At 64.6% G+C, this 25864-nt stretch carries 30 protein-coding genes; 4 read left to right on the plus strand and 26 right to left on the minus strand.

Annotated elements, in window-relative coordinates; translation table 11 throughout:
- Nucleotides 1-15 precede the first annotated feature (15 nt).
- The 4 genes from VK792_RS05250 to hslO all read right to left on the minus strand — a co-directional run bounded on the left by VK792_RS05250 (nt 16) and on the right by hslO (nt 3412).
- Nucleotides 16-597 carry a LysE family translocator gene (locus tag VK792_RS05250; RefSeq protein WP_326296307.1) on the minus strand — a complete coding sequence of 194 codons (582 nt, stop codon included), beginning with the start codon at nt 595-597 and terminating at the stop codon, nt 16-18.
- A gap of 103 nt (nt 598-700) precedes the next feature.
- Nucleotides 701-1849: a CCA tRNA nucleotidyltransferase gene (locus VK792_RS05255; RefSeq protein WP_326296308.1), complete on the minus strand. Its 1149-nt coding sequence runs from the start codon at nt 1847-1849 to the stop codon at nt 701-703.
- Nucleotides 1846-2439 carry a CoA pyrophosphatase gene (locus VK792_RS05260; protein ID WP_326296309.1) on the minus strand — a complete coding sequence of 198 codons (594 nt, stop codon included), beginning with the start codon at nt 2437-2439 and terminating at the stop codon, nt 1846-1848. The genes VK792_RS05255 and VK792_RS05260 overlap by 4 nt, the downstream gene beginning before the upstream one ends.
- The gene (gene hslO, locus VK792_RS05265; RefSeq protein WP_326296310.1) at nt 2432-3412 is read right to left on the minus strand and encodes an Hsp33 family molecular chaperone HslO; all 981 of its coding nucleotides are present in this window, start codon (nt 3410-3412) and stop codon (nt 2432-2434) included. The genes VK792_RS05260 and hslO overlap by 8 nt, the downstream gene beginning before the upstream one ends.
- A 74-nt stretch (nt 3413-3486) precedes the next feature.
- Between hslO and VK792_RS05270 the strand changes: the two genes are divergently transcribed.
- On the plus strand, nt 3487-3924 hold the full coding sequence (locus tag VK792_RS05270; RefSeq protein WP_326296311.1) for an NUDIX hydrolase: 438 nt from the start codon (nt 3487-3489) through the stop codon (nt 3922-3924).
- Here the strand turns inward: VK792_RS05270 and VK792_RS05275 are convergent.
- Nucleotides 3912-5171, minus strand: coding sequence for a PP2C family protein-serine/threonine phosphatase (locus VK792_RS05275; protein ID WP_326296312.1), 1260 nt, complete (start codon nt 5169-5171; stop codon nt 3912-3914). The genes VK792_RS05270 and VK792_RS05275 overlap by 13 nt on opposite strands.
- Before the next feature lie 157 nt (nt 5172-5328).
- Here VK792_RS05275 and VK792_RS05280 point away from each other — a divergent pair, with 157 nt between their 5' ends.
- On the plus strand, nt 5329-5658 hold the full coding sequence (locus VK792_RS05280; protein ID WP_326296313.1) for an Hpt domain-containing protein: 330 nt from the start codon (nt 5329-5331) through the stop codon (nt 5656-5658).
- Between the two features lies 1 nt (nt 5659).
- On the opposite strand, the gene VK792_RS05285 is transcribed toward VK792_RS05280, so the two are convergent.
- The 3 genes from VK792_RS05285 to VK792_RS05295 are packed head-to-tail and all read right to left on the minus strand — an operon-like array spanning nt 5660 to nt 8464.
- Entirely contained in the window at nt 5660-6481 is an 822-nt protein-coding gene (locus VK792_RS05285; protein WP_326296314.1) for an SDR family oxidoreductase, read from the minus strand.
- On the minus strand, nt 6481-7707 hold the full coding sequence (gene ilvA / locus VK792_RS05290) for a threonine ammonia-lyase IlvA (protein ID WP_326296315.1): 1227 nt from the start codon (nt 7705-7707) through the stop codon (nt 6481-6483). The genes VK792_RS05285 and ilvA overlap by 1 nt, the downstream gene beginning before the upstream one ends.
- 37 nt (nt 7708-7744) lie before the next feature.
- Nucleotides 7745-8464 (minus strand): hypothetical protein, encoded by a 720-nt coding sequence (locus VK792_RS05295; RefSeq protein WP_326296316.1) that lies wholly within the window; start codon nt 8462-8464, stop codon nt 7745-7747.
- Between the two features lie 170 nt (nt 8465-8634).
- Here VK792_RS05295 and VK792_RS05300 point away from each other — a divergent pair, with 170 nt between their 5' ends.
- Complete coding sequence (locus VK792_RS05300) at nt 8635-9861, plus strand: argininosuccinate synthase (RefSeq protein ID WP_326296317.1); 1227 nt, start codon at nt 8635-8637, stop codon at nt 9859-9861.
- Between the two features lie 56 nt (nt 9862-9917).
- Here VK792_RS05300 and VK792_RS05305 read toward each other — a convergent pair whose 3' ends face one another.
- The 8 genes from VK792_RS05305 to VK792_RS05340 form a co-directional block, all read right to left on the minus strand.
- The gene (locus VK792_RS05305; RefSeq protein WP_326296318.1) at nt 9918-10940 is read right to left on the minus strand and encodes an AbrB family transcriptional regulator; all 1023 of its coding nucleotides are present in this window, start codon (nt 10938-10940) and stop codon (nt 9918-9920) included.
- Nucleotides 10933-11235 carry a DUF4387 family protein gene (locus VK792_RS05310; RefSeq protein ID WP_326296319.1) on the minus strand — a complete coding sequence of 101 codons (303 nt, stop codon included), beginning with the start codon at nt 11233-11235 and terminating at the stop codon, nt 10933-10935. The genes VK792_RS05305 and VK792_RS05310 overlap by 8 nt, the downstream gene beginning before the upstream one ends.
- Complete coding sequence (locus VK792_RS05315) at nt 11232-12581, minus strand: acyclic terpene utilization AtuA family protein (protein ID WP_326296320.1); 1350 nt, start codon at nt 12579-12581, stop codon at nt 11232-11234. Before VK792_RS05315 ends, VK792_RS05310 begins: the two co-directional genes overlap by 4 nt.
- Nucleotides 12581-14086: a tripartite tricarboxylate transporter permease gene (locus tag VK792_RS05320; RefSeq protein ID WP_326296321.1), complete on the minus strand. Its 1506-nt coding sequence runs from the start codon at nt 14084-14086 to the stop codon at nt 12581-12583. Before VK792_RS05320 ends, VK792_RS05315 begins: the two co-directional genes overlap by 1 nt.
- Nucleotides 14087-14090: 4 nt before the next feature.
- Nucleotides 14091-14534, minus strand: coding sequence for a tripartite tricarboxylate transporter TctB family protein (locus VK792_RS05325; RefSeq protein ID WP_326296322.1), 444 nt, complete (start codon nt 14532-14534; stop codon nt 14091-14093).
- Nucleotides 14531-15493 (minus strand): Bug family tripartite tricarboxylate transporter substrate binding protein, encoded by a 963-nt coding sequence (locus tag VK792_RS05330; protein ID WP_326296323.1) that lies wholly within the window; start codon nt 15491-15493, stop codon nt 14531-14533. The genes VK792_RS05325 and VK792_RS05330 overlap by 4 nt, the downstream gene beginning before the upstream one ends.
- 116 nt (nt 15494-15609) lie before the next feature.
- Nucleotides 15610-16374 (minus strand): citryl-CoA lyase, encoded by a 765-nt coding sequence (locus tag VK792_RS05335; protein ID WP_326296324.1) that lies wholly within the window; start codon nt 16372-16374, stop codon nt 15610-15612.
- Nucleotides 16371-17558, minus strand: a complete 1188-nt coding sequence (locus VK792_RS05340) for a CaiB/BaiF CoA transferase family protein (RefSeq protein WP_326296325.1) — start codon at nt 17556-17558, stop codon at nt 16371-16373. Before VK792_RS05340 ends, VK792_RS05335 begins: the two co-directional genes overlap by 4 nt.
- Nucleotides 17559-17709: 151 nt before the next feature.
- Between VK792_RS05340 and VK792_RS05345 the strand changes: the two genes are divergently transcribed.
- Nucleotides 17710-18948, plus strand: coding sequence for an MFS transporter (locus tag VK792_RS05345; RefSeq protein WP_326296326.1), 1239 nt, complete (start codon nt 17710-17712; stop codon nt 18946-18948).
- Here the strand turns inward: VK792_RS05345 and VK792_RS05350 are convergent.
- The 10 genes from VK792_RS05350 to VK792_RS05395 form a co-directional block, all read right to left on the minus strand.
- Nucleotides 18945-19877 carry an alpha/beta fold hydrolase gene (locus tag VK792_RS05350; protein ID WP_326296327.1) on the minus strand — a complete coding sequence of 311 codons (933 nt, stop codon included), beginning with the start codon at nt 19875-19877 and terminating at the stop codon, nt 18945-18947. The two genes, VK792_RS05345 and VK792_RS05350, sit on opposite strands and share 4 nt — an antisense overlap.
- Nucleotides 19874-20788: an ornithine cyclodeaminase family protein gene (locus VK792_RS05355; RefSeq protein WP_326296328.1), complete on the minus strand. Its 915-nt coding sequence runs from the start codon at nt 20786-20788 to the stop codon at nt 19874-19876. Before VK792_RS05355 ends, VK792_RS05350 begins: the two co-directional genes overlap by 4 nt.
- Nucleotides 20785-21402: an HAD family hydrolase gene (locus VK792_RS05360; protein ID WP_326296329.1), complete on the minus strand. Its 618-nt coding sequence runs from the start codon at nt 21400-21402 to the stop codon at nt 20785-20787. Before VK792_RS05360 ends, VK792_RS05355 begins: the two co-directional genes overlap by 4 nt.
- Nucleotides 21403-21468: 66 nt before the next feature.
- A complete protein-coding gene (locus VK792_RS05365; RefSeq protein WP_326296330.1) occupies nt 21469-22431 on the minus strand; it encodes a DMT family transporter in 963 nt (320 codons plus the stop codon).
- 32 nt (nt 22432-22463) lie between these two features.
- The gene (locus tag VK792_RS05370) at nt 22464-22916 is read right to left on the minus strand and encodes a YaiI/YqxD family protein (protein ID WP_326296331.1); all 453 of its coding nucleotides are present in this window, start codon (nt 22914-22916) and stop codon (nt 22464-22466) included.
- The gene (locus VK792_RS05375) at nt 22913-23053 is read right to left on the minus strand and encodes a hypothetical protein (RefSeq protein WP_326296332.1); all 141 of its coding nucleotides are present in this window, start codon (nt 23051-23053) and stop codon (nt 22913-22915) included. The genes VK792_RS05370 and VK792_RS05375 overlap by 4 nt, the downstream gene beginning before the upstream one ends.
- On the minus strand, nt 23046-23876 hold the full coding sequence (fghA, locus tag VK792_RS05380) for an S-formylglutathione hydrolase (protein ID WP_326296333.1): 831 nt from the start codon (nt 23874-23876) through the stop codon (nt 23046-23048). The genes VK792_RS05375 and fghA overlap by 8 nt, the downstream gene beginning before the upstream one ends.
- Before the next feature lie 59 nt (nt 23877-23935).
- A complete protein-coding gene (locus VK792_RS05385; RefSeq protein WP_326296334.1) occupies nt 23936-24865 on the minus strand; it encodes an AEC family transporter in 930 nt (309 codons plus the stop codon).
- Nucleotides 24866-24896: 31 nt separating this feature from the next.
- Nucleotides 24897-25388, minus strand: coding sequence for a hypothetical protein (locus VK792_RS05390; protein WP_326296335.1), 492 nt, complete (start codon nt 25386-25388; stop codon nt 24897-24899).
- Nucleotides 25367-25852 (minus strand): RNA pyrophosphohydrolase, encoded by a 486-nt coding sequence (locus VK792_RS05395; RefSeq protein WP_326296336.1) that lies wholly within the window; start codon nt 25850-25852, stop codon nt 25367-25369. Before VK792_RS05395 ends, VK792_RS05390 begins: the two co-directional genes overlap by 22 nt.
- Between the last annotated feature and the right edge of the window lie 12 nt (nt 25853-25864).

Raw genomic sequence — 25864 nt, forward strand, 5'->3', positions numbered from 1 at the left:
TTGCCAGATGGTCCGTTACAGGAAGATCAGGACCGAGAAAGCCGCAAGCGCCGTGGCCATCACCCGGGTGAAGACGCGCCAGGCCAAAGGTGTGTGCAATAAATAGGTCAATAACGCGCCTGTCGAGGTCCAAAACAGGCAGACCCCCAGATTGATCCCCGAGAAGGCGGAGCCCAGCCGCAGCGCCTCCCAGAGCGGCGACAGGTCAGAGGCATAGCCGCTGGACGCGGCCAGCGCGACCGCCCAGACCTTGGGGTTAACCCATTGAAACAGAACTGCTTCGTGGAACCGCATCGGGCGTTCGTCGGGGCTGCGTTCCTTGGGGCGCGATTGCCAAAGGCCCCACGCCATATAAAGGATCCAGGCCGCGGAGGCGAGTTTCAGCGCCAGTTCCAGACGTGGCATGGACTGTAGCGCGGCGCCGATTCCGAACCCGGTCAGGCCAGAGGTGATGCCGACGCCTGCGACGACTCCGAACAGGTGGGGCAGGGTGGCGCGCAGGCCGAAACGGGCACCGGAGGTGGTCAGCATGATCACGTTCGGACCCGGTGAAAACAGGCCGAAGAAGACAAATCCATAAAGCGGGTCGAGCGTCATGGCGCCCTGTTTGAAGTGCCGCTTGGGGGCGGTCAAGGGGCGGAAAACGACGATGCACACCCCATGCACACCCTATGCACATCGTATGCGCATGGCGTGCGGTTCAGAGCGCCAGCAAATCGTCCCGGCCAAGGGTAAAGTTCGACGCGATCCAGAGCGCTTCGAGATGCTTCAGCCTTTGGCCCAGTGCCGCGCCTTGCAGGCCCGGTTGCAGGTCGCGGGCGGTGACGGGGCAGGTGGCCTGCGCACCGGTGGCGATGCGGGCCAGCGCCCTGGGGGGCAGGTCCCCGCCCAGCATCGCGGCGCGCAGCAACACCACGTCGCGGGCGGTGTCCGGCCCGTGGCGATAGCCCAGCTCCTCTGGGCTTTCGACGCTGCCGATCAGGTCTTGCAAGGTCGACAACTGCCGCTGTTCGGCTTTCGACAGGCGCAGGGCGGCGCCGTCGAAGGCGCCGATGGCGGCCAGCCGCCGGAGCGCGCCGGGGGGGGCGCCCAGCCCCTGTTCCAGATGCACCAGCGGCGCCAGCGCGCGGGCATCGGCGCCGGGGATCAGCGCGGGCAGCACGCCGGTCTGAGCCATGGTGGCCGCTGCCGGGGCGGGATCGGGCGCGCGCAGGAGTTTCTTCAGTTCTGCCCCCACACGTTCGCGCGACAGGGTCGCCAGTCCGTCTAGGTTGCGGGCGATGGCATCCAGCGCGTCGGGATCGAAGCCGAGGTCGGGGTTGCCATACCACGCGGTGAAGCGAAAAAACCGCAGGATGCGCAGGTAGTCTTCGCGGATGCGGGTGTCGGCGTTCTGGATAAAGCGCACGCGCCGCGCGATCAGGTCGGGCAGGCCGCCCAGCGGATCGACGATGGTGCCGCGCCGGTCGGCGTAAAGCGCGTTCATGGTGAAATCGCGGCGCAGGGCGTCTTCGCTCACGTCATCGGCAAAGCGCACCACGGCACGTCGGCCATCGGTTTCGATGTCGGCGCGGAAGGTCGTGATCTCGTGCGGGATGCCATCGGCGACGACGGTGATCGTGCCATGGTCGATGCCCGTCGGCACCGGCTTCAGCCCTGCCGCCCTGGCCAGCGCGATCACCTGTTCGGGCCGCGCGTCGGTGGAAATGTCGATATCATCGACCGGGGCCCCCAACAGCGCGTTGCGCACGCAGCCGCCAACCAGCAGCGCCAGATGCCCGGCGCTTTCCAGAAGCGCCATGACGGTTTGCGTCTGCGGCCGGGTCAACCAGTCGCCGGTGACCTTCATTTCGACATGCGATCGGCCAGCCCGCGCAGGATGCGCGCCGTCGCCCCCCAGATGTAATAGGGCCCATAAGGCACGGTGAAATAGCGCCGCCTTTGCCCGCGCCAGCGGCGGGACTGGATGCTGAAATTGACCGGGTCGGTCACATGGGACAGCGGCACGCGAAACACCTCTGCCACCTCGCCCGGTTCGGGGATGTCGCGAAACTCGGCGGTGACATGGGCGACCACCGGGGTCACGCAGAAACCGGTCACGGTTTCATGGCTGGGCAGGGTTCCCAGCACCTGAACGATGCCGGGGGGCAGGCCGATTTCCTCGTGCGCCTCGCGCAGGGCGGCGGCGGTGGGATCGGCGTCGGCGGGATCGACCTTGCCACCGGGAAAGGCGATCTGGCCGGGGTGGTGTTTCAGCGCTGACGACCGTTTGGTCAGGATCACCTGACAGCCCGTTGGCCCGTCGATCAGGGGGACCAGAACACCCGCGGGCCGCAGTTTGCGGTGCGCGGGCAGCACGGCCTCGGGGTTCAGATCGAAATCCGACGACGCGGCGCTGTCCAGGGTCAGCGCCCGGCGCACCGCGTCGAGATCAGTCATCCTTGGCCTCGAAGCCGACGGTCGTGGGATCCAGGTCGTAATGCGCGCCACAGAACTGGCAATCGGCGGTGACCCGGCCGTCTTCGGTGGTCATCTTGCTGATGTCCTTGGCGGAATAGATCGACAGGCTTTGTCGCACGCGATCCTCGGAACAGGTGCAGCCAAAGCGTACCGGCTGGGCATCGAACACGCGCGGCCGCTCTTCGTGGAACAGACGGACCAGAAGATCGGTGGGCGGTACCGACGGGCCGATCAGTTCCAGCGCTTCGACCGTGTCGAGCAGGATGTTCACGCGGTTCCAGTTTTCACCGTCGTCGCCATCGACCAGGTCGCGGGCGTGCAGCAGCCCCGCGTCGCCCGTCGCCCCACCCTGGGCAAACGGAGAGGCCTTGGGCATGTGCTGGATCATGATGCCACCGGCGCGCCAGTGTTCGGCGCCGCCGCGTTCGGTCGATCTGCCGAAGGACAGGCTGAACCGGGTCGGCAATTGTTCGGACTGGGCGAAATAGGCCTCGGCGCAGGTGGCCAGCGAGCCGCCGGCGATCGGTGTGATTCCCTGATACGGTGTGGTGCCCTTGCCCTGGTCGATCATGATCGCGAAATAGCCTTCGCCCAGTTGCGAAAACGGCGCGGCATCGGTGATGCGGGTGCGGTCGAAGCTGGCATAGGCGCGGATGCGGGCGGGGTCGCCTTCCTTTTCCGGGCCATAGTAGTCGGTGGCGATCATCCGCACCGCGCCCTTGGTCTGCACCTGAAGCGACAGTTTCCAGCGCAGCTTGATCGTCTGGCCAATGAGCGCGGTCAGCAGGGCCATTTCGGCGATCAGCGCCTCGACCTGCGGGGGATAGTTGTGCTGTTTCAGGATCCCGCTCAGCACACCGTCCAGCCGGGCCACGCGGCCCCGGATGTCGGAAGCGTCGAGCTGGAAGGGAAGAACGGTGTCATCCCAGGCGAGTTTGGTGCCAAGAGTCATGGGGATTCCTTATTTGCCGGCGGCATGGCATACCGCGACTATATAGGCGCGACAAGCAGGGGACCAAGGGACAGATGATCAGACGTTTCGGACAGGCGCCCGACCCGGCCCGGAAATACACGCTGCGCACCGGTGTTTACGCTGTGCTGCCGCGCGACGGGGCGCTGCTGCTGACCCACCAGGCAGAGCCGGAACCGGAATTCCAGCTGCCCGGCGGCGGCATCGACCCCGGCGAATCGCCGATCACGGCCCTGCACCGCGAGGTGTTCGAGGAAACCGGCTGGCATATCGCGCGGCCCCGGCGGCTGGGCGCGTTCCGGCGCTTTACCTACATGCCGGAATACGACCTGTGGGCGGAAAAGCTGTGCGTGATCTATACCGCGCTGCCGGTGCGCGCCTATGGCCCGCCGACCGAACCGGGGCACGAGGCGGTGTGGATGCCCCCCGACCTGGCGATCGAGGCGCTGGGCAATCCCGGCGATCGGTATTTCGCGGCAGCCTACTCGGGCTGATCGGGGGCGAATTCCAGCATCGCAGCGGAAATGTCGTCGACATAGTCCGAACCGGGTGCCCGCATCTGGCACAGCCGCCAATAGAGGTCATCAAGGTAGTCCGTGTCGTGCAGACGGTGCGGCGTGGCCAGCGCCAGTTGCGCAAGACCGTCTTCTTCGAGCATCTGGCCGCCCTGGATTTCGCATTCGGTCAGCCCGTCGGAATAGAGGATCAGCCGGTCGCCCGGCTGCATTCGGAACGAGATCCGGTCATAGCGGGCGTTTTCCATCAAACCGATGGGCAGGCCGCCGTCACCTATGAAACGGTGACTGCCATCGGCACGCAGCAGCAGCGGCGGCGGATGGCCGGCCTGCACCATCGCGACGTTGCCGCTGTTCAGATCGACCGTGGCATAGGCCATGGTCAGGTATTCGGCGACGCCCCGGTCGTTGGTCAGGCGGCGGTTCAGCAGGCTGGCCACCTGTTCTGGCGGGCGCAAGGCAAAGAATTGATCGAAGCGGCGTTCGAGCGCCATGTTTTCCTCGAAATGCTCGGCGCTGAGGTATCCCGCCATCCGCGCCGTCACCAGCGCCGAGGTGATGCCGTGGCCGGACACATCGATGCTGTAGACGCCAAGCCTGTTGCGCCCGGGGCTGAACATGCCGACAAGATCGCCGCCGACGTGGCCGCAGGGTTTCAAAAGCAGGCTGACCGTGCCGTTTTCCTGTTTCACGCGCCGCCGGGGCACCAGTGATTCCTGGATCAGCCGGGCCTGTTGCAGGTCTTTGTCGATGTCGTCGTAGAGTTTTTGCAGCGTGCCCAGCGTGGCCGCCAGTTCGCGCTGCATCGCCAGCATCCGGGCCCCGGCGTTGATCCGGGCGCGCAATTCGTCGGAATTGACTGGCTTGCTGAGGAAATCGTCCGCGCCTGCATCCAGCCCCAGCACGATTTCACCCTTTTCCGATTTCGACGTGAGCAGAATGAAATAGCCATAGCGATCCCGTGTCATCGCGCGGAACCGGCGACAGAATTCCAGCCCGTCCATGCCCGGCATCATCCAGTCCGACAGGACCAGATCGGGCCGCACCTGTGCGCAGAGGTCGAGCGCGTGCTGGCCGCCCGACGCTTCCCATACGTCATAGTGCCAGCGCCGCAGGATCGACGACATGATCCGCAGCTGAACCCGGCTGTCGTCGACAACCAGAACCCGCTTGATCGGTGTCGCATCTTGCAGATGCGCTGCGGAATGCGTGGCGTGAACGCTCACGTCAGGCCTGCCCTTTCACTCTTTACCCGTCACCTTGGCGGCAGCCTGCGCCAGGGCGGTTTAATTTCCCGTGAAAATCGGAGCGGTGTTTTTTCGAATCCGCAAAAACGGATTCTTCACCTTCACGGGTCAGTCTGCCGCCGCAGGAGGATGGGCGATGATAGCTTGGGATCGAGTCAGCATATTGCGCCACGAGATCGGGCCGGACGGGTTTGGCGAAGTGGTTGAACTGTTCCTGGCCGAGGTTGAAGAGGCCCTGGACGGGCTGCATCCGGGGCTTGATGCACCGGCGTTTGAGGCGGGGTTGCATTTCCTGAAGGGCAGCGCGCTGAACCTTGGGTTTTCGGCGTTGGCCGAACTGTGCCAAGCCGGCGAAAGCGCCGCGGCGCAGGGGCAAACGGATGTGAACCTGGACCAGGTGCGCGCGGTCTATGCCGCATCGCGCGACCAGTTCCTGGCCGGCCTTCGGGCGCGGTTGGACGGATAGGTCAGATGTGGCGATGAATGGCGGTCAGGTCGTCGGCGTCGCCGACGGCGTTGTCCACCGTGCGGCGCAGCGCCGACATGCCCTTGATCCAGCGGTCGGTATCGGCAGCGCGGCGTTGGAAATAGGCGCCTGCCTCGGGGTGTGGCAGGATCAGGAAACGGTCCTGTTCCAGCCCGTCGATCAGGGCCTGCGCCACGTCGGCCGGCAGGATCACCCTGTCGTTCGGGGTGTTTTCCGGGGCGTCGTCATCATACCCCAAGAGCGGCGTTGCGACGAACAGCGGGCAGACGACCGCAACATGAATGCCCTTGTCGCCATGGGTGATGGCCAGCGATTGCGCCAGGCTGACGGCGGCGTGTTTCGTGGCAGAATAGGCGGCATCGCCGATCTGGCACAGCAGCCCGGCGGCAGAGGCGACGTTGACCAGCGCGCCGTGACCGCGCGCCTGCATGCCGGGGATCAGCAGGCGGGCGGCGCGCAGGTGGGCCATGACGTGCACATCCCAGCTGGCCTGCCAATGGGCGTCAGAGGCAGAGGCCGCGCCGCCCGGTTCGCCCCGCGCGAAGCCCGCGTTCGATATCCAGATGTCGACCGGGCCGAGCTGGTCTTCGGTCGCCTTCACAAGCGCCGCGATCTGGTCGGGGTCGGTCACGTCGCAGACCTGCGCCGCGCCGCCGATCTCTGCCGCGACGCGGGCTGCGGCGGCGGGATCCAGATCGCTGACCATCACGCGCGCGCCGTTGGCCGCCAGCGCCCGGCAAATGGCGCGGCCAATGCCCTGGCCGCCGCCGGTGACCACCGCGATTTGCCCGTCGATCCGCATCAGATCACGAATTCTGCCACCACCTCGTCCTCGGTGATGTCCTGATAGGTGAAACCCGCTGCGTCCAGGCGGGCGTACAGCATTTCGAAATTTGCCGGATCGCTGGTTTCGATCCCGATCAGGACCGAGCCGAAGTTGCGCGCCGATTTCTTGAGGTATTCGAACCGGGCGATGTCGTCGTTCGGGCCAAGCTGATCAAGGAAACCGCGCAATGCGCCGGGGCGCTGCGGCAGGCGCAGGATGAAATACTTCTTCACCCCGGAATAGCGCTGGGCGCGTTCCTTGACCTCTGGCAGGCGTTCGAAATCGAAATTCCCCCCCGAGGCGATGCAGACGACGGTGCGGCCGCGGATCGACTGCCCCAGGTCCTTGAGCGCGTCGATCGCCAGCGCGCCGGCCGGTTCCAGAACGATGCCTTCGACGTTCAGCATTTCCAGCATCGTGGTGCAAAGACGGTCTTCGTGGATGGTCAGCGCGTTGGCAAGGCCCACGCCTTTGAGCACCTCGAACGTCTTGCTGCCGATCAGCGCGACGGCGGCGCCGTCGGCAAAGGTGTTGACCCTGGGCAGGCGCACCGGTTTGCCCGCCGCCAGCGCGGCGCGCAGGCAGGCGCCGCCCAGGGGTTCGACAAAGGTATAGTTCGTGTCGGTGCCGAAATAAGACAGCAGCCCGGCAGAGAGGCCGCCCCCGCCCACCGGAATCACCAGTTGATCGGGCGCACGGCCCAGTTGTTCGGCGATTTCCACCGCGACACTGGCCTGGCCTTCGATGACCTCTTCGTCGTCGAAGGGCGACAGGAAATATCCACCGGCCTCGGCGCAGAAATCCTGCGCGGCGGCGAGCGTGTCATCGAAATAGTCGCCGATCAGGCGGATCTCGATGTTGTCGCCGCCGAACATGCGGGTTTTCTGGATCTTCTGCTGCGGTGTCGTCACCGGCATGAAGATTACACCCCTGGTGCCGAATTCGCGGCACATGTAGGCGACGCCCTGCGCATGGTTGCCGGCGCTGGCGCAGACGTACAGCGGTGTATCGGGGTGCTTGCGCATCGCGTTGAACGCGCCGCGCAGCTTGTAGCTGCGCACCGGGCTCAGGTCTTCGCGCTTGAGGTAGATCTCGGCCCCGAACCGGTCGGACAGATGCGCGTTACGCAGCAGCGGGGTCGGCGGGAAAACCCCGCGCATGGCGTCGGTGGCGGCGCGCGCCCTGGCTTGAAAATCGCTCATGCCCATTTCAGTGGATCAAAGCCGCGCGCCGTGCAAGTCAGTCGATGTCGCGGCCCTGTACGGCAACGCCGTAGAGCGTGGTCAGGATCGACAGGCCCAACACGGTTTGCAGCCATGACATGATCAGGTTGCCCAGCATCCCGATGGCCGGATGAATCAGGGTCAGCGCACCGACGGCAAGGCCCATCGCCAGCGAAAACAGCAAAAGCAGCACCAGCACCCCGATGATCGGCATGGACAGCGGTGCGGTCGCCGCCCACGCTTCGCCCAGCGTCAGGGGTTCGCCAATGGCGGCGGCGGGCAGGATGATCGACAGGCGCTGAAACGCCCAGATCAGTGCCAGCATCCCGGTCAGCCCCAACGCGCCGCCAACGACGCCGAACGAGCCAGAGCCGGTTCCGATCACCAGGCCGATCACGAAACTGCCGAGGCCGCCGATCACCATTGCGATCAGCACCAGCATCAGCATCCGGCCGAAATAGGCCGCGATCCGGTCGCCGTGGAAATTGGGCAGAAACGCACCGGGGTATTCCGCCAGCAGGCAATAGCGGTGCCAGGCCACGGCCATCCAGAGGATCGCGAGGATATAGGCGACGAAAAACAGCGACATCAGCCCGAGGCTTGGCAGCGCCAACCCGTCAGCCGGGAAATCGGATACGGTGACCATGGTGCCGCCGAAGATCGCAATGGCGGCGGCCAGCACCACGATTACCGGGATGGAAACGCGCAAGACAGTCTTGAGATCCCCGAAGATCATTCGCAAGGCATGCATAAAAATTCGAACGGCCATCGACACCCTTTCCGTGCTCGTTTTACGTGAATCGTTAGGGACGGGGGCCGGGGCTGTCAATCGCAGCGGGCTTGCCTTGCCCCGGACCGCAAAAGCCTATATCCCGCCTGCCAGATTTGACCAAGGAAACACTGCCCATGTCCGCGCCCAAGAAAGTCGTTCTGGCCTATTCCGGCGGCCTCGATACGTCCATCATCCTGAAATGGCTGCAAACCGAATACGGTTGCGAGGTGGTGACCTTTACCGCCGACCTTGGCCAGGGCGAAGAGCTGGAGCCCGCGCGTGAAAAGGCGCTGATGCTGGGGATCAAGCCTGAGAACATCTATATCGAGGACGTTCGCGAAGAATTCGTGCGCGATTTCGTGTTCCCGATGTTCCGCGCCAACGCGCTGTACGAAGGGCTGTACCTGCTGGGCACGTCGATCGCGCGCCCGCTGATTTCCAAGCGTCTGGTCGAGATCGCCGCCGAAACCGGTGCCGATGCGGTGTCGCATGGCGCCACCGGCAAGGGCAACGACCAGGTGCGGTTCGAACTGGCGGCCTATGCGCTGAACCCCGACATCAAGGTGATCGCGCCCTGGCGTCTGTGGGATCTAACCAGCCGGACCAAGCTGCTGGATTTCGCTGAAAAGAACCAGATCCCGATCGCCAAGGACAAGCGCGGCGAAGCGCCGTTCAGCGTGGACGCGAACCTGCTGCACACCTCGTCCGAGGGCAAGGTCCTGGAAGACCCGGCGCAGGAAGCGCCCGACTATGTCTATCAGCGGACCGTGCACCCCGAGGACGCGCCGGATACCGCGGAAATGGTCGAGATCACCTTTGAAAAGGGCGATGCCGTTGCCATCAACGGCGTGGCGATGAGCCCGGCCACCATCCTGACCAAGCTGAACGAGCTGGGCCGCACCCATGGTATCGGCCGTCTGGACCTGGTCGAAAACCGGTTCGTCGGCATGAAGTCGCGCGGGATCTATGAAACCCCCGGCGGGACCATCCTGCTTGAGGCGCATCGCGGCATCGAACAGATCACGCTGGACAGCGGCGCGGGCCACCTGAAGGATTCGATCATGCCGCGTTATGCGGAGCTGATCTATAACGGCTTCTGGTTCTCGCCCGAGCGCGAGATGCTGCAGGCGCTGATCGACAAGTCGCAAGAGCATGTCACCGGCACCGTGCGGGTGAAGCTGTACAAGGGGTCGGCCCGCACCGTGGCGCGCTGGTCGGATCATTCGCTGTATTCCGAGGCGCATGTGACGTTTGAGGAAGACGCCGGCGCCTACGATCAGAAGGATGCGCAGGGCTTTATCCAGCTGAACGCGCTGCGGCTGAAGCTGCTGGCCGCCCGGAACCGCCGCCTGAAGGGCTGAGCGGTTCGGCACAACGCAAGATCATGCGCCCCGGGGGATCCCGGGGCGTTTTCGTTTCAGCCTTTTTGCCCCGGAAAATACCGCGCCATCACCGGGGCCAGTGAAATCACCAGGATCAGCCGCAGCAAATGGTGGCTGACGACAAAGGCCAGATCGGCACCGGTGATGATCGCGATCACCACCATTTCACCCTGGCCGCCCGGCAGGAAGGACAGGAAGGTGTCGATGGGCGGGGCCAGGTGCAGAAGGCTGATCGCTTCGATAAAGACCACGCTGATCAGCGCCAGAACGGTGGAATAGGCGGCACCGGCCGTCACGAAATGGCGCAGTTCGCGCCCGGTGATGCCGACGTATTTCACGCCGACGCTGATGCCGATGAAGAACTGTGCCGCCCAGATGATTTCCGCCGGCGGACGGTGGGTGATCACGCCCGACAGCGACAGCGCCGCGGTCAGGATCATCGGGCCAAGGATCGACGCGCCGAACAGCTTGATCCGTTCCGCCACTTTCCAGCCGATCAGCCCGGCGGCGATCATGATGCCGATTTCCACCGGGTCGATCTGGCTGGCGCGCTGGCCGGGTGGGGCCGACAGATCGGCGTTCCACAGCCATTGCATGAGCAGGGGGGCGATGGTCACGATCACCAGAACGCGGGTGGCATGGATCAGCGACAGCGCGCGCGGATCGCCGCCGGCCTCTTCGCCGAAGATCAGCATGTCTTGCAGCCCGCCGGGCATCGACCCGTAATACGCGGTGGGGTGGTTCATGCCGAAGGCATAGCGGAACAGCGGATAGCCGCAGGCCGCGATCACAAGGATGAAGACCGGGACGAAGGCCAGCGTCGTGGCATAGGACGGCATCTGCGCCACTACCTGCGGGGAAACGGAACTGCCCACGGCGACACCAAGAAAGGTCCGCATGAAGATGCCGAGGGTGCCCATGCCTTTCATTTTCACGCCCGCCAGCGCCGCGGCGAGGCAGGCCAGCATCGGCCCCAGAAGCAAGGGCAGGGGCAGGCCGGCATAGACAAAGACTGCAGCGCCCACGGCCGCGACGGCCAAGGCGATGATCCTACCCAAGGGGCAGTTCCTCGAGCAGGACGGCATATTGCGCGCCGTGCTGGTCCCGGTCGCGGGGCGAGGCCTGCGGCACGGGGCGGGGGAAGGAAAACTTGATCACCGAAAGCTCGGCAATGTCGAAGCGTTTCAGGCTGTCCAGCGGCACCTTGTAAAGGTCGGCCACCCGGTCCGACGTGATCGCCTGCCGGACCTCGGCAAAGCGGTCTGCATCGCCGCAGAAGATATCAACCGTCACCCAGAACGGCCCGGCGTTCTTGGACCGCACCTTGACCACCTTTTCGCCCAGCGTCGTCATATCCGGTCCACCTGTATGCGGAAGGCGTCCATCGGGTCGGACAGGGTCAGGACGTGGTTCATGGCAAATTCATACAGCGCGCCGCGTTCGGAATGGACCGGCGAGTAGGGAAAGGCGAAGGTCGGCAGTTCCTCGTCCTCGGTCAGCGGGTAGTGCAGCAGGAACGGGTTGATCAGCTTGCCGATCTCGGTCGCCTGATCCTGCGTGTCGGCGGTGACGATGACCAGCACGCCGACCTCGACCGGGGCGCCGGTCTGTGCCTCCAGCGTGCCAAGCGTGGCGTTCACGCCGATCAGCCGGATATCGAGGACATAGCCGTCGTTCAGGCCCATCCGGCGCGCGATTTCGCGGCGCAGGAAGGTGTTCAGCTTGTCCGCCCAGAGGGCCGCGTTTTCGACGTAGCGGCGGTTGCGCAGGATGGCCAGCAAAGTGGTCTGGTAGCCGGCCACGCGCGCCGCCTCCAGCTTGACCCGGTAGTCCGGGGCCACGACCCAGTTCGCGCCCTCGACCCGGACCGCGCCATCGCCCGCCGGGTGATACCGCGCGGCGGTCACGTCGAGATGCCCGCCGGGTTCATAAAGGATGAACGGGTCAGAATTTTCGTAAAGCATATGCGCCGACACCGAATGCGCGGTGCAGACAGCGCCTGTCGCCAGCGGCTTCACGGCAAAGCCGGTGGCATCGAAATCGGCCAGGATCACGCCGCTGGTGGGGTTCGTCGAACACAGGGCGCCGCATTCGCCGACCTTGGCCCCGTGCCATGCCGCGCCCGGATGATCGCCGTTCTGCAATGGCAGGGCAGCGATGATCGCGGTATCCGTGGTGCGCCCGGCCAGAACGATATCGGCCCCGGTGGCCAGCGCCGCCTGGATCTGTTCGGCCCCGGCCAGCGCCACGATATGGGTCATGCCGCGGATCGCGTCGGCATCCAGATCGGGGGCGGGGTCCAGCGGCGTGACCTTGCCGGCCTCGAACGCCTGCGCAATGGTTTCGGGGCTTTGTTCGGAATAGAGCCGCGCAATGGTCAGCGACTGGCCCAGGTCCTGCGCCAGTTCGCAGGTGATCTGGTACATCCAGTCGACATTGGCATCGGTGCCCGCGGTGCCGGATGTGCCGATCACCAGCGGTACACCGGCCTTGGCCCGTGCCTGCATCAGCACGCGCCATTCCGCCTTGGTCGCGGCGCGGGAATATTTCGACGTGGCCGACCCCAGAGAGGCCGGCCCGCTGTCGGTTGAACCGCCGTCGATGGCGATCAGGTCAGGCTGCATCCCGACCCCACGCCAGAGCGCGTCCTCGTCAAAGCCAAGGCCAAGCACGCCGGAGGGGATCAGGATACGTGTCATCAGTCAGAAATCGCCTGAGGTTTGCGCAGCACCTTGCGCATGAACAGCGGGGCGACGAAGCCCAGCACCGCGAAGGCCCACAGGCCGATGGAAATGGCAGAGCTGAACAGATAGGTCCAGTCCCCGTCCGACAGCACCATGGCGCGGCGCAGCGCGTCTTCCATGTTGTTGCCCAGAAGGATGCCAAGGATGATCGGCACGGTCGGGATATCCATCTTGCGGAACAGCCAGCCGATGATGCCGAAAACGATCATCAGCAGCAGGTCGAAATAGCTGCCCGACAGCGAATAGATGCCCACGAAGGAAATCATCATCACCCCCGGCAGCAGCACCCAGGGCGGCACCGACAGGATCTTGACGAAGATTTTCACCAGCGGCACGTTCATCGCCAGCAACACGAAGTTGGCGATCAGAAGCGAGGCGATGAGGCCCCAGACGACTTCTGGCCGGTCGGTGAACAGCGTCGGCCCCGGCGTGATGTTCAGGGTCATCAGCAGCGCCAGCAGAACGGCGGTGGTGCCCGAGCCGGGCACGCCCAACGTCAGCATCGGCACCAGCGCGCCCCCGGCGGCGGCGTTGTTGCCCGCCTCGGGCGCCATGACGCCCTTGGGTGCCCCCTTACCGAACCCGGAATTTTCGCCCTGCACGCCCTTTTCGCTCATGTACGCCAGGAAAGACCCAAGCGATGCCCCGGCACCCGGAAGGATCCCGGCGATGAACCCGATGACCGAGGATCGCAACATCGTCCAGATTCCGCCGACAAGTTCCTTTACCGGCACGGTCACCTTGTCCAGCTTGATGCCGATCGACGACCCTTTGCCGTGGCTTTCGATGAACACGAAGACCTCGGACACGGCGAACAGGCCGACGATGGCCACAAGGAAATCTATCCCGTCCATCAGGTGCATGTTTCCGCCGGTGAAACGCGGCATGCCGGTCTGGTTGTCCAGTCCGATCATCGCGATGCCCAGCCCGATACAGGACGCCAGCGCTGCCTTGGCCTGGTTGTTCGATGCGATCCCGCCCAGCGTGGAGAACGCCAGAAGGTACAGCGCGAAATATTCTGCCGGGCCGAATTTATAGGCGATGCGCGACAGGGCCGGGGCCAGGATCATCAGGCCGATGGTGGCAAAGAGCGCACCGAAAAAAGAGGCAAAGCCCGACAGGACCAGCGCGTCGCCGGCCCGGCCGGCCTTGGCCATGGGATAGCCGTCGAGCGTGGTCATCAGTGCCGGTTCGTCGCCGGGGATGTTCAACAGGATCGAACTGATCCGGCCGCCGTACATCGCGCCGTAGTAGACCGAGGTCATCAGCACCAGCGCCGAGGTCGCATCAAGGCCCAGCGAGAAGGCCAGCGGGATCAGGATGGCGACGCCGTTCGACGGGCCAAGCCCGGGCAGCGCGCCGATGATGGTGCCCAGGAAACAGCCGATCACGGCCAGCATCAGGGTGAAGGGCGACAGGGCAACGCCAAAGCCCATCGCTAGGTTGGACAGGATTTCCATGAACTTACCCCAGCCAGGTCTTGGGCACGGGCTGTAGACCCAGGCCAAGAATATACTTGAAGATGATGAACAGTCCGATCGACAATGCCAGACCGGTCAGCGCGGCGGGCAGGGCACGCGGCGAGATCTGAAAGCTGAGGATCCCGGCACAGACTGCCGTCGGGATCAGGAACCCAAGGGGTTTAAGCGCATAGGCATATGCCACCATCGTGATCGCGGCGATGGCAATGGCCACGAGCGTTTTCAGATCGGGCCAGTCGGGCTGTTCGTCGGGCCGAAGGATCATGACCAACCCACACAGGATCGCCACACCACCAAGGATCACCGGAAAGGTCTTGGACCCCACCGGATCGGACAGAAAGCTGGTCTGGATCTGGAAGGCGCCCGCGATATACGCGAGCGCCCCAAGGATCACGACCACTCCGAAGATGCGGTCGGTCGTCATCATTGGATTACGCCGATGTCCTTTGACATCTCGCGGATGTCGGCCACCAGACCGTCGACGTAGCCCTGGAAGTTGCTGCCGACCATGGTGAAGGGTGCCAGACCGTTGGCGGCCATGGTGTCTTTCCATTCCTGGCTGTCGGCGACGGCTTGCAGCTTGTCGGCCCAGGCCTGGAACTGTTCGTCCGAAATGCCGCGCGGAACGTACAGACCGCGCCAGTTGCCGGCGACCACGTCATAGCCCTGTTCGCGGGCGGTCGGGATGTCCTCGAAGCCCGGCACACGCTCTTCAGTCAGGATCGCCAGCGCACGCACTTCGCCCGACTGCAGGAAACCGACGATTTCCGAAATGTCGCCGGTCATCGCCTGGGTAAAGCCACCGATGGTCTGGGTGATGGCGTCGGCACCACCGTCGACACCGATGTATTTCACTTTGGTGATGTCTTGCAAACCGGCCTTTTTCAGGATCATCAGCGGCTTGAGGTGGTCAAAGCCACCCACGGCAGAGCCACCGGCAAAGGCGACGGAACCCGGATTGGCCACGGCCGCATCCACCAGATCCTTCAGCGACTTGTAGGGGCTGTCCGCGGCCACGACGATCACACCGGGGTCAATCCCGATGGCACCGACGAACCGCACCTGGTCGGCGGTTGCGCCGCCAAAGGCGTTCTGTGCCAGACGGGTGGTGGTGGCCGAGGACGCCGCCACGATCAGATCGGGGTCGTCATTGCGTTCGTTCACCACATGGGCAAAGGCCAGACCGCCGCCGCCGCCGGCCATGTTGGTCACCTGCACCGGCGCGTCGACCTGACCGATGTCATAGAGGATCTTGCCGACCTGACGGCAGGTGAAATCCCAGCCGCCGCCGGCGTTGGCGGGGGCGATGCATTCGGTGGCCATGGAAGCCGTACCGGCAATGGCAAAGGCGACGCTGGCGGCCAGCGTCTTCAACGTGATTTTCATATTTTTCCTCCCTTGGGGCATTTGCTTTCTGCCTGGTATACCAGGCGCCCGGGACCACCTAATCGCAGAATCCGGGCCTATGCAACGCTTTCGTGAACGCCACCATCAGGCGGCGCTCAGCCGCCGGTGTAGGTCCAGCGATAGGCCGGCGGGGTCGGTCCCTTGTTGCGCCCGCCCTGTTCGGTCTGTTCCCAGGCATGGGCCAGGATGCCGACGGAACGCGACAGACAGAACAGCCCGCGCGCCAGCGGTGCGGCAAAGCCGAGTTCGGCATAGATCACTGCCGTGGCACCGTCGATGTTCATCGGAACGGGCTTGCCGCGCGCCGTGGCCAGGTGGCGTTCGACGGCCTCGCCAATTTCGGCGAAGCGGCCGTCGCAGGCCCCTGCCGCGGCGGCGTCGCGCACCAGTGCCATCAGGCGCGGGGCACGGGGGTCGGTGGGTTTGTGAAAGCGGTGGCCAAAGCCGGGCAGGTACTTGCCGCGTTCGTCCTGCCAGCGGCTGATCTCGGCGGCCACGTCGCCACTGGCGTCGATCCGCTGGTAAAGTTCCACCGCCTGTTCGCCCGCCCCGCCATGCACGTCGTCCAGAAGGTTCACGGCCGAGGCCATCGCCTGGTTCAGAGAGGCGCCACAGGTCACCGCCATGCGCGCGGTTGCGATCGACGGGGCCTGCGGGCCGTGATCGACGGCAGAGACCAGCGCCGCCTCGAGCAGCCTGGCCTGCGGCTCGGTCGGCAGGGTGCCGCGCAGCATCAACCAGATCATGGCTGGAAAGCTGATGTTGCCGATCAGGTCCTGAATCGGATGGCCGCGCAATGCGATCCGGCCCGGTTCCATGTCGATGATCGCGGTCGACCACCAGTCAGACACGTCGCTCATATCGCGCGCTCCTTGCGAAGGGTTTCAACTTCGTCCTCGGTCAGGCCAAGGTCCCGCAGCACATCGTCCGTGTCGGCCCCCAGCGCGGGTGGGGCGCTGTCGACGGTCAGCGGTGCACCGTCGAACTGCATCCCGGTGCGCACGGCGCGCACCTGTCGGCCATCGGGCAGGGTATAGTCGCCGATCTGGTCACGCTGGACGTATTGCGGATGGGTCAGTGCGCCTTCCATGCTGTTGATCCCGCCCGCCGGGATGCCAAGACCGTTCAGCGCCTGTTCCCAATGGGCGACTGACTGGGCGGTCAACTTGTCCTCGATCAGCGTGTTCAGCGCATCGCGGTTCTGTCGCCGGTCGAAACGGGTGACAAAGCGCGGATCGGTGATCAGCTCTGACAAGCCAAGGTGGGTCGCCAGCGCTTCCCACTGTTCCTGCTTGTTGGCGGCGATGTTCAACCAACCATCGGCACAGCGATAGGCGGCCGAGGGCGACGAGGTCAGGTTCTGGTTGCCTGCGGGCACCGGGGCGACGCCGCCGATCAGCAGGTTGGACACCGCCCAGCCCATCGTGGCGATCAGGCTGTCCAGCATCGACACGTCAATGAACGCGCCGCGTTCCGGTGCGTTCAACGCCGCCGAGATCGCCATCGCGGCGGTCAGCCCGCCCACCGTGTCGGCAATCGGCCAGCCAGCGCGCATCGGGTTGCAGGACTTGTCACCGGTGATCGCCATCGCGCCCGACAGGCCCTGCACGATCTGGTCATAGGCCGGGCGGTCCTTGAGCGGGCCGTTCTGGCCGAACCCGCTGATCGCGCAATAGATCAGGCGGGGGTTCACGCCCTTGAGCACCTCATAGGACAGGCCCAGACGGTCCATCACCCCGGGGCGGAAGTTTTCGACCAGCACGTCGGAGGTTTCGACCAGCCGTTTCAGGATGTCCCGGCCCGTGGCAGATTTCAGGTTCAGCGTGACCGATTTCTTGCCCGGGTTCGGGGCGAGGAACGAGATCCCCATGCCCTGCGCCGACAGGTCTTCGTCCATCCCCAGTTGGCGGGCGAGGTCGCCTGATCCCGGCACCTCGATCTTGATGACCTCGGCCCCGAGGTGGGCCAGTTGATGGGTGCAGAACGGCCCGGCCAGCACGTTGGTCAGATCAAGAATGCGGATGTCGCGCAACGGTCCGGTCATGGTTCCCCCCGATTGTTTGGCACAGATGACGGGCTGGACCCGGGCAGGTCAAGGCGCAATCCCATCAGCGTTGCTGAACGGTAGAGACACAAAATGCGGATTGATTAATATGTTGATTATGTCAATTTCCACGCGCGAACAGGAGAGAGCCATGCAAGCGCGTACCCCCCTTTTCACGCCCGTGCTGATTGCCGGCTGCGTGATCATTCTTGTATCCTTTGCCATCCGGGCCAGTTTCGGGGTGTTCCAGATCCCCATCGCAGAAGAGTTCGGCTGGCTGCGGTCGGAATTCAGCCTGGCCATCGCGATCCAGAACCTGGCCTGGGGGATCGGGCAGCCGCTGTTCGGTGCGGCGGCGGAAAAGCTGGGTGACCGGCGCGCGATCATCATCGGGGCGCTGGTCTATGCCGCGGGGCTGGTGCTGTCGTCCTTTGCCGTCAGCCCGCAGGCGCACCAGTGGTACGAGGTGCTGGTCGGGTTTGGCATCGCGGGCACCGGCATGGGCGTGATCCTTGCCGTCGTTGGCCGGGCCGCGAGTGACGAAAACCGGTCGATGAGCCTGGCGATTGCCACGGCGGCGGGCAGTGGCGGGCAGATTCTGGGTGCACCGGTGGCGGAATGGCTGCTGGGGATGATGCCCTGGCAAACTGTGTTCCTTGTCTTTGCCGCCGCGATCCTTGCGGTTCTCATGGTGCTGCCGATGATGCGCGCCCCTGCTGCCAGCAAGATCGAATTGCAGGAAAGCATGGGCGAGATCCTGGGCAAGGCCTTTCGCGATCCGTCCTATACGCTGATCTTTCTTGGCTTTTTCAGCTGTGGTTATCAGCTGTCCTTCATCACGGCGCATTTCCCGGCCTTCGTGACGGAAATGTGCGGTCCGATCCAGCCCGGCGGGGTGCTGCACGGGCTGGGGGTGACGACGACCAGCGCGCTGGGCGCGGTGTCGATCGCGCTGATCGGCGCGGCCAATATCGGCGGCACGCTGCTGGCCGGCTGGGCGGGCAAGCGGTGGTCCAAGAAATACCTGCTGGCGGGGATCTATGCCGCGCGGACGGTCATCGGGGCGGTGTTCATCCTGCTGCCGATCACGCCGGTGTCGGTGATCGTGTTCTCGGTCGCGATGGGTTCGCTTTGGCTGGCGACCGTGCCTTTGACCGCCGGGTTGGTCGCGCATCTCTATGGTCTGCGCTACATGGGCACGCTTTATGGCATCGTGTTCCTGTCGCACCAGCTGGGCAGCTTCCTGGGTGTCTGGCTGGGCGGGCGGATGTATGACGCCTTCGGCGACTATACCTTTGTCTGGTGGATCGGTGTGGGTGTTGGCGCGTTCAGCGCCATCGTGCATCTGCCGGTGCGGGAAAACCGCGTGACAGGCGGCGTCCTGGCTTAGGCCCGCAAGCCTGTCAGCCGGGCGATCATGTCCCCCAGTTCGTCGGTGTGGGTATAGACAAGGCCGTGGCCCGCGCCTTCGATCACCTCTTGGTGGGCCTTGCGGTTCCATTGCGCCAACTGACCAAGCCCGGCAATCGGGATCACTGTGTCATCGCGCCCCCAGATCGCGGCCACCGGCACGCCGTTCAGCGCCACCTGTTTGTGGATCGCGGGTATGGGGTGGCGCAGGGTGTAGCGCAGACTTGACAGGACCGAGCGCAGGTAACCCCTGTAGGTCAGCTCTGCCAGTTGCATCTCTTCCAGCCGTTCAACGCTTTTTGCCACCTCGCGCTCGGCCCGGTAGCCGCGTTTCAGAACCGATGGATAGGCCATGTGGAACACCCAGTCGCCCACCACCGGCCATTCGGTGGCAAATTTCGCGGTGCGGCCAAGATCGGTTTGCATCCCGGCGGGCGCAATCAAGACCAGGCGGCGCAGCATGTTGGGGTATTTCGCGGCAAAGCCGGATGCGATGACGCCGCCCATGGAATAGCCGAACAGCGTGATATCGCCGTCGACGTCCAGCGCAGCCAAGAGGTCGTGCAGTTGCTTGACGAAATAGGCGGGGGTGTTGGCCTCTTTCGGGCGATCAGAATAGCCACGTCCATAAAGGTCGTAGATCAGGACCCGGAAGCCGAGCGAGGCCAGTTGCCGCGCCAACCCGCGCCAGACGAAAGACGGGGTGGTCAGGCCGTGCACGCAAACCGCAATCGGTCCGCGCTGCCGACCGAGCCAGCAATAGTGCGTGCGTCCCTTGGGCAGATCGACAAAGGCGCCGGGCGCGGCACGGCGCACTTCTTCGGTCATCGGTTTGCGCAGGGCTTCGCGCAGCGCCGGAACCGCTCCGGCAGCCGCGGCAGCCCAGAGAAGGGCAGCGTCCGGGGTCACGACGGGGCGCGCCAGCGGTCGAGGATGTATCGGCTTGTCATCAGGTCAAGATGCGCGCCGCCCCCGTTCTTGAAAAGCGTGATGTCCTCTGGCGCGCGCTGAAACGGCGCAAGATCATAGAAATCGCCCAGAACGTCGGCACGGGAAATGACCCCGTTGACCAGCGGGGTCTTGAGCTCCCCGATATGGTCAAGCGTGGTGTCGAAACTGTCGACGAACACCCGCGCGTGGCGAATTGCGGTATCGTCGGCCTCTCGCATGTCGGGACGATAGGCCCCGATCAGGTCAAGGTGCTGGCCCGGGCGCAGCCAGTCGCCCTTGATCACGGGGTCGGTCGTCATCGTGGCGCAGGTGATGATATCGGCCTGTGCCACCGCCTCTGCCAGATCGGGCAGGGCCTGCGCATTGGGCAGGTCGTCGGCCATGGCCTGTGCCTTGTCGAAGGTGCGGTTCCACAGCAGGAACCGGGCACCCGGGAACCCGGCGGAATATGCCTCGTACAGCGAACGGGCCACGGTGCCGGCCCCGACGATCAGCACCAGTTTGCTGTCCGGGCGCGCCAGGTGCAGTGCGCCCATCAGGCTGTCGCCCGCGGTTTTCCACTTGGTCACCAGGTGGAAGTCGATCACCGCTTCGAGCAGGCCGTCGGTATCGGAATACAGGCAGACACCCCCGTTCACGGATGGTGTGCCGATCGCGGTATTGCCGGGAAAGATCGTGGCGCTTTTCACCGCAAGCCCCAGCCCGTCGATCCAGGCCGCACGGTTCAACAGCGTGTCGGCCCCGCGATAGAGGAAGGTGTCAGCGATGTCGGCCTTGGGCAACCGATGCCCGGCCTTGAACGCTTCGACCAGACCAAGCCAGTCCAGCCTGGTTTCGCCCTCGAACGGGATGAAGTCCGGAGTGGTCATGGCTCTGCCCTTTCCAGAAGGCCGTGACGGGCAAGGCAGGTTTCCCAACCTTCGGGCCCCTCGAACAGGTGGGTTTGCCAGCCACGCGCGCGGGCGGCGTCGATATTGGCCGGACTGTCGTCGGTGAACAGCAGCCGATCCGGTGCGATGCCGCAGTCTGACTCGACATGGGCAAAGATCGCGGCATCGGGTTTCGCCATCTTCAACCGGCCAGAGATATAGCGGCGGTCGAAATCCCGAAGGAACGGAAAAGCGATTTCGGTCAGGTCGAACGCCCCGTCGGGAAAGTTGCTGAGTGCGAAGACCGGAATGTGCTGCCGCCGCAAGGCTTGCAACGTTTCAACAGACCGGTCGATCTGGCCCGGCACCAGCGACAGCCAGTCATCGACCCACATCCGGATTTCGGCCTGCCATTCCGGGTACCGACCGGCAAGTTCGGTAAACAGGGCCTGCATGTCGCCGCCCTGGTCAGCCTTTAGGTGGGTTTCGAACAATGGCACGTCGGAAAACAGCTGTGCGCTGCGCGCGTCGCCCAGCACGCGGTCGAAATGCGCGCGCGGTTGCCAGTGCAGCAACACGTTGCCGATGTCGAATATGACGGCTTCGATTGCCATGCCGTGTTGCCCCCTGCGTTGTCTTGCCCGCAACCTATCGGCGTTTGTGCGGAGGGCAAAGCCCTGTCAGCGCCGTTTCGGAGTTTCCAGTGATGTGCGACCGCGCAGTGTCTCTCTCCAGATCATGAACAGACCGGAGCCAAGGATGAGTGCGATGCCGCCCATGGCCACGCTGTCAGGCCATTCGCCAAACACGACCAGCCCCCAAACCACGGCCAGCGGCATTGCGGCGTATTCGAACGGGGCCACCAGCGCCGCTTCGGAAATGCGATAGGCGACAGAGATGAAATAGCCGCCGGTGACAGACGTGGCGCCGATGACCAGGAAAATCCACAGGTCATGTGGATCGGGCCAGACCCAGGCGCGGAACAGAAAGGCCAGAGACGGATCGGATTGATTGCCGAATTGTCCGCGCCCGAACATCAGCCCCATCGCCAGCGCGACGACAATGAACACGACCTGAATGTAGAACGCCAGCGCCAGCGCGCTTTCGGTTTTGCCGATGTGGCGGGTCAGAATGTGCAGCGCGGCATAGCCGAAGGCGGCCAGCATCGGCAGAAGCGCCGCCCACTGGAACGCCGCCGTGCCCGGGCGCAGCACGATCAGGACACCCAGAAGCCCGACGAAAATCGCGCTCCATCGCAGGGGGCCAACGATTTCGCGCAGGAAGATGACGGAAAACACGGTGATCAGTAGCGGCGAGACAAAGAAGATCGCCACGCCTTCAGCCAGCGGCATCGCGGCCAACCCCAGGAAAAACGTCATGTTGGCCATCACCACGCAGGCCCCGCGCGCGATGTGCCAGCCCAGTTTCCTTGTCCTCAGCGCGGCCCACCCGCCCGACAGCGGGCGGAAGACGGTCAGAAGAAAGACAAGGCTGATGATGGCCCGTATCAGCACCACCTGGTGCAGGGCATAACCGCCCGACAGGAATTTGATCACCACGTCGTTGACGGAAAAACAGACCACCGCGATCACGGCGCTGAGACTGCCCAGGAGGGCGGGGTTGGATCGGATCGCGGTCAGCATCTGCACAGATGGTCAGACAAGACCGTCAGCGTCTAGCCTCTTTGCGACGCCTTGCGCATCGCGGTTTCCAGTGCGTTCAGAAAACGCGACTTGTCAGATTTGGAAAAGGCCCGGCCGCCGCCCTGGCGGAACGGATCGGCGGCGCGCAGATCGGCCATCAGGTCGCGCATCGCCAGTTGCTGGCCGATGTTCGCCTCGGTGAAGGGCTCTCCGTTGTGGCGCAACACCTGCGCGCCGGCCGCCACGCATTTCGCCGCCAGCGGGATGTCGCCCGTCACCACCACGTCGGCGGGTCCGGCGCGTTCGGCGATCCACTTGTCGGCCTCGTCCGGGCCATCCGGGACGATGACGGTTTCGACATAGGGGTTGCGCGACGGGCGCAGCCCGCCGTTTGAGACCAGCATCATCTGCACCTTGTGCCGGGTGGCGACCTGTTCGGCCTCTGCCTTGACCGGGCAGGCGTCGGCGTCGATGTAGAGCGTCATTGGCGGTCCTCCAGCTTGTCGATCAGCGCCTGAGGGGCGATGTCGCGATACGTCGCCCGCCACACCGGCATGTGCAGCCTGCCCAGTGCGTCGGCATCGGCAAGTTGCGCCGGACGGATCGTTGCGGGATCAGGCAAACAGCGCCTCGGCGTGAAAGGCGATGTGATCGGGCATGAAGGTCGAGACGAAGTAATAGCTGTGGTCATAGCCCTTCTGCATGCGGAAGGTCCCGTCCTGCCGTTTTGCCGCCATCGCTTGCGACAGGGTTTCGGGGCGCAGCAGGTTCAGGAACTGGTCGTCAGTGCCCTGGTCCACCAGCACGGGCCCATCAAATCCGTGCTGCGCCATCAGCTTGCTGGCGTCATGCGCCCCCCAGGTGCGTTCGTCGTCGCCGATATACGCCGCCAACTGGACCCGGCCCCAGTCGCTGCCGGTCGGGTTGGCGATCGGGGCAAAGGCGGATACCGAGCGGAACCGGCCCGGCAGGCCCATGGCCAGCGTCAGCGCGCCATGCCCGCCCATGGAATGCCCGGTGATGGCCTGGCGGCTCATGTCCAGGGGAAAGTTGGCCGCCAGCACGGCGGGCAGATCGTCTGCCACGTAATCCCACATGTTGAAATGCGGGGCCCAGGGGGCCTCGGTCGCGTTCACATAGAACCCGGCGCCCTTGCCCAGGTCATAGGCTTCGTCATCGGCCACGTCATCGCCGCGTGGCGAGGTGTCGGGGAAGACCAGCGCAATGCCTGCCTCGGCGGCCCAGCCTTGCGCGCCTGCCTTGGTCATGGCGTTTTCATGGGTGCAGGTCAGGCCCGACAGGTACCACAACACGGGTACCGGGCCATCGGCGGCCTGCGGCGGCAGGAACAGACCAAAGGTCATGTCGCAGGAACATGCCGTGGACGCATGGGTATAGACCCCCTGAACGCCGCCGAAACACTTGTTTTCTGAAACTGTCTGCATGGGGACCCCTCCAACTTTGATCCTTGGCTACCGCATCGGCGCGGCGGGGCCAAGCGGGATCAGACGCCGGTGACCCAGGCGATCACAAGCGACACGGTCAGGATGCTGATCGTGGTCGAAATCAGGATCGAGGCCGACACCCGTTGCGGCGCGATGCCGTAGTGCTGGGCCAGGATGAACACGTTGCCGGCGACGGGCAGGGCGGCGGCCGAGACGATCACCCCGGCCTTGTAGGGATCGGTGGGAAAAAAGACGAAGGCCCCCGCCGCGACGAACGCCGGGTGCAGGATCAGCTTGCAAAAGCTGAGCCAGCCCGCGATCTGCAACCGTTCGGCGGATTTCGACGCCAGAGAGGCGCCGATGGCAAAGAGCGCGCCGGGGGTCGCCGCCGCGCCCAGCGTCGACAGGAATTCGTTGACCGCCGCCGGGATCGGCACCGACGTCGCCGACACGCACAGCCCCAGAACGATGGCAACGATCATCGGGTTCTTGGCCAGGCCAAGCGCCACGGTGCGGAAGATGGTGATGTCCATCTTGCCCTGACGTGACCCGACCACAAGGATCACCAGCAGCGACGAAAACACGATCAGGTCGGTCGACAGCACAAGGATGATCGGGCCTATGGCCTCTTGTCCCAGAAGCAGGGCCAACATCGGCACGCCCAGGAATCCGGTGTTTCCGATGGCGGCGCATTGCGCCTCGATCGCGGCGGTCTGGGTATCGAGCCCGCGCAGGAACGCCACCGCCATGGCGATGCCATAGACCACCGCCGTGCCCCAGAGATAGGCCGCCAGCACGCGCCCGTCATAGATTTCCGACAGCGACAGGTTGGCCGAGAACCGGAACAACATCGCCGACAGGGCAAAGTAGAAGACGAACTTGGTCAGGTAGGCGGTGGCTTCCTCGGTAAAGAACCGCGTGCGCCCGGCGACGTAGCCGACGCCGATCAGCGCGAAAAAGGGCAGGGTCTTTAGGAAGATATCGAGCATGAACGTCTTGGTAGCACGGTGGTGGGCGTGGTCAATCGCGATGCGGCGGTTCGCAGGGGCCGCCCGCCATGCAACGTTGCGCGGTTTCCAGCAGATCCGGCGTCGGTTCGGGATACAGCATTCCGGGGCAGGGCGAGGCGGTGATGACGTAGTCGTCGCCCTCTCGCTTGAGAAAGGCGAGGTAGCGGATCCCGGACAGCGGCGTGGCGCACCGGTGGCCACGGCACCGCAGGCGCAGGGTCACCGGTACCCGCAGGCCAGGGTGAAACCCGCGACGGCTGAGCGAGCTGCCCTTGAAGAATGCCTTGATGTCGGTGGATGCGGGCGGGTTGCCCGCCCGGTCTGGGTCGTGCCGGGGCACCGAGCGCACGTCGAACATCAGCGTGCCACGGGCGATCAGGTACAGGTCGTCAGAGGCCTGCGTGCGCCGGAAATCGGAGTCGAAACTGGCGGGCGGGCAGGACAGCGCCCACGCCGGAAGGGGAAAGATGAGCGCGGCGATCAGAGCCGCGCGGCAAAGCATTGCAGAACCTTTTCGTAGACCGCGCGCTTGAACGGAACGATCTGGCCGGGCAGGTCGGCGGGCGGCAGCCAGCGCCATTCGCTGAATTCCTGATGATCGTCCGCATCCAGCCGGATATCGCTGTCCTGACCGTGGAACCGCAGCAGGAACCATTTCTGTTCCTGCCCCTTGAAGCGGCCTTTCCAGATCTTTGGCACGATGTCATGCGGCAGGTCATAGGCGATCCAGCCGTCGGTTTCGGCCTCGACCGTCACCAGCGATGCCGGGACACCGGTTTCCTCTTCGAGCTCGCGCAGGGCGGCGGCCCGCGGGTCTTCGTTCTTGTCGATTCCGCCCTGTGGCATCTGCCAGGCCGGAACCTCGCTGTCGATGCGCTGGCCGACAAAGACGTGGCCGTCACCGTTGACAAGCATCACGCCGACATTGCGGCGATAGGGCAGTTGGGCGATCTCTTCGGGGGTCATGGCCTTTGCCTT

It is taken from the genome of Mesobacterium hydrothermale (assembly GCF_035818635.1).
Taxonomy (GTDB): Bacteria; Pseudomonadota; Alphaproteobacteria; order Rhodobacterales; family Rhodobacteraceae; genus Mesobacterium_A; species Mesobacterium_A hydrothermale.